This is a genomic window from Nocardia amamiensis NBRC 102102, from assembly GCF_001612745.1.
GTDB lineage: Bacteria > Actinomycetota > Actinomycetes > Mycobacteriales > Mycobacteriaceae > Nocardia > Nocardia amamiensis.
The window spans coordinates 1-3,581 of sequence record NZ_BDBA01000361.1 but is presented as its reverse complement, the minus strand read 5'-3'; the positions used below and the strand labels follow the sequence as shown (position 1 = coordinate 3,581).

At 67.4% G+C, this 3,581-nt stretch carries 1 protein-coding gene; it reads right to left on the bottom strand.

The annotated features are described in order from the left end of the window. Window positions 1-3,581: non-ribosomal peptide synthetase (locus NA4_RS37590; RefSeq protein WP_157129559.1), on the bottom strand; the 3,581-nt coding region annotated here is incomplete at both ends.

Sequence of the window (3,581 nt, the reverse complement as noted above, 5' to 3'; positions counted from 1 at the left end):
CCAGGTCGCCGATCGGGGTCTCCCGGTCGGTGGCGATCGCGGACAGCAGCCTGGTGAACCGCTGCGCGAACACCCGAACGGTCGGTTCGTCGAACAGGTCGCGTGCGAAGGAGAACTCCGCGTACATGCCCGCGTCGTCGGGGTTCTCGCCCGCCTCCCGGATGGTCAGCGACAGGTCGAACTTGGCGGTGTCGACGTCGAAATCGACCGCGCCCACATGGAGTCCGGGCAGCTCGAAGCTGCTCTCGGGCAGGTTCTCGAACGACAGCGCCACCTGGAACAGCGGGTGCCGCGCGGTCGAGCGCTCCGGGTTGAGCAGTTCCACCAGCCGCTCGAACGGCAGGTCCGCGTGCGCGTACGCCTGCAGGTCGGCGTCCTTGGTCCGGGCCAGGAACTGGCCGAAGGTCAGGTCGCCGTCCACGTGCGAGCGCAGCACCAGGGTGTTGACGAACATGCCGATCACGTCGTCGAGTTCGGCCTCGCCGCGGCCCGCGATGGGGGTGCCGATGGCGATGTCGTCGGTGCCGGACATGCGCGCGAGGAACAGCGCGAGCGCGGCGTGCACCACCATGAACAGCGTCGCGTTCTGCTCCCTGGCGATCTCGGTGAGCATGCGGTGCAGCTCGCCTTCGATCGGGAACACCACGCGCCCACCGGCGAACGACTGCGTGGTCGGACGCGGGCGGTCGGCGGGCAGGTTGAGCTCGTCGGGCAGACCGGCCAGCGCGGCACGCCAGTATTCGGCCTGCTGCGAGATCAGGCTGTCGGAGTCGGTCTCGGAGCCGAGCACGTCGCGCTGCCAGAGGCTGAAGTCGGCGTACTGGATCGGCAGTGGCGCCCAGCCCGGTTCCACCCCGGCCGAGCGGGCGGCGTAGGCCAGCATCACGTCGCGGGTCAGCGGGCTCATCGACCAGCCGTCGGCGCTGATGTGGTGCGCCACGAACACCAGGACGTACTCGGTGCCGGCACCGCTGCCCTCGGCCGCCACACGGAACAGCTTGGCCCGCAACGGAATCTCGGTGGTCACGTCGAATCCGGCGGAGACCACCTCGATGATCCGATGCCGGATGTCCTCGGGCGCGACGGCTTCCGGCGTCAGGTCCGGCACGGCCTGCTCGGCGGGCACGATCACCTGATGCGCCGCGCCACCCTGCTCGGGGTAGACCGTGCGCAGGGTCTCGTGCCTGGCGATCACGTCCGCGACGGCGAGTTGCAGTGCGGTGACGTCCAGTTCGCCGGTCAGCCGCACGGCCACCGGGATGTTGTTCACCGCGGAGGCGGTGTCGAACTGGTTGAGGAACCACATCCGCTGCTGCGCCAACGACAGCGGGATCTGCTCGGGTCGCGGCTCGGCCACCAGAGCGCGGCGGCCACCGGCACCGGCATGCTGCTCAACCTTCGCGGCCAGACCAGCGACGGTGGAGGCCTCGAACAGCACACGTACCGGGACGCGCGCATCCAGGGCCGCGCCGATACGCGCGGCGACCTGCGTCGCCAACAGCGAGTTACCACCCAGGGCGAAGAAGTCGTCGTCGGCGCCCACACGCTCGGCACCGAGCACCTCGGCGTACACCGACGCGACGATCTCTTCGATCGGGGTCGACGGCGCGCGGAAGGCTTGGACCTCGAACTCCGGTTCCGGCAATGCCTTCCGGTCCAGCTTGCCGTTGACGTTCAACGGCAGAGCGTCCAGCACCACGAAGGCGGACGGCACCATGTACGACGGCAGGCCCGCAGTGAGCGCGGACTTCACCTCAACGACATCGACACCGGCCTCGGCCGCAACCAGATAAGCGACCAAACGGTCACCCGTCTTCGGGTCGGACTTGGCGATCACCGCCGTCTGCGCGACCTGCGGCAGCGCCAGCAGTGCGGCTTCGATCTCCCCCAGCTCGATACGGAAACCACGAATCTTCACCTGGAAGTCGGTACGTCCCCGGTATTCGAGTTCACCCGCGCTGGTCCAGGCGACCAGGTCGCCTGTGCGGTACATCCGCGCACCCGGATGGAACGGGTTGGCGACGAACCGATCCGCGGTCAGATCGGCGCGACCGAAGTAGCCGCGCGCCAACTGCGCACCCGCCAGATACAGCTCACCCGAGACACCGTCCGGGACCGGCCGCAGGCGGCTGTCGAGCACGTAGACCTGGCTGTTCCACTCGGGCACACCGATCGGCACCGACGTCTCATCGGCAAGCGTGACGCGGTGGCTGGTGATCGACACGGCCGCCTCGGTCGGACCGTACAGGTTGAACAGCTCGGTACGCGGATGCTCCCGCAGCAACCTTTGCGCGACCGCGCCAGGCAGGGCTTCACCGATCGCCAAGACCCGCCACAGCGAGTTCGGCATCCCGGCGGTCAACAAAGCATCCAACATCGACGGCACCACATGCAGGGTGGTGACCCACTCCCGAGCGATCAGCTCGTTGAGGTACGCCGGATCCCGATGCCCGTCGGGCGAGGCAATGACCAAACGGCCACCGCAGACGGCCGCGGACCAGAATTCCCACACCGACAAGTCGAACGTCGCCGCGGTCTTCAACAGAATCGCGTCCGCGGCATCGAGACCGAATTCGATGCTCTTCCACTGCAGCTGGTTCGCGATCGCACCATGCGGCACCGCCACGCCCTTCGGGCGACCGGTCGAACCGGAGGTGAAGATCACGTACGCCGTGTTCTCCGGACGCAACGGCGCGATTCGATCAGTGTCGGTAACCGGCGAGGTATCGACACTTTCGAGGTCGAGTTGGTCGATCCGCACCACCGGCGCGATATCGGTCTCGAACTCGGCGTCGGCGTTGGTCAGTACGCATACGGGTGCCGCGGTCTCGAGGATGTAGCTCGTGCGTTCGGCAGCCTGATCCGGATCGACCGGCACGTAGGCACCGCCGGACTTGGCCACGGCGTACATGGCGACGATCAGATCGACCGACCGGCGCAACGCAAGCGCGACCCGCGACTCCGGCCCGACACCGATCGAAATCAAGTGCCGTGCAAGACGATTCACCCGATGATCGAGTACACCGTAGGTGATCGACTCGCCGTCGTCGGTGACGAGCGCGACTTCCTTCGGCCCGGCCGCGACGCTCGCGTCCAGCAGCGACACCAGCGTCGCGGAGCTGTCCACCGTCTGCTCGGTCGCATTGCGTCCGGAGATCAGCTCCGTGCGTTCGGCGGCGTCGAGCAGTTCGAGGTCGCCCACCGGAGTACGCGGCGCGGCGATGATCTCACCGAGCAAACGCGCGAACCGATCCACGAAGCCCTGCACCGTCTCGCGATCGAACAGATCGGTCGCGTAGGTGAAGAACCCGGTGATGCCCTCGGGCTCGCCCGCGTCGTCGTAGCGGTCGGTTGCGATCAGGTGCAGATCGAACTGCGACAACTCGGTATCGATATCCAACCCGGACGCACTCAGACCGGGCAGCTCCAACGCAGCCTGGGCCAGGTTCTGGAACGACAAGCCGACCTGGAACAGCGGATGCCGCGCGGTCGAACGAACCGGGTTGAGCACCTCCACCAGACGCTCGAACGGAACATCCGCGTTGGCGAACGCTTGGATGTCGATCTCACGCTGACGGGCC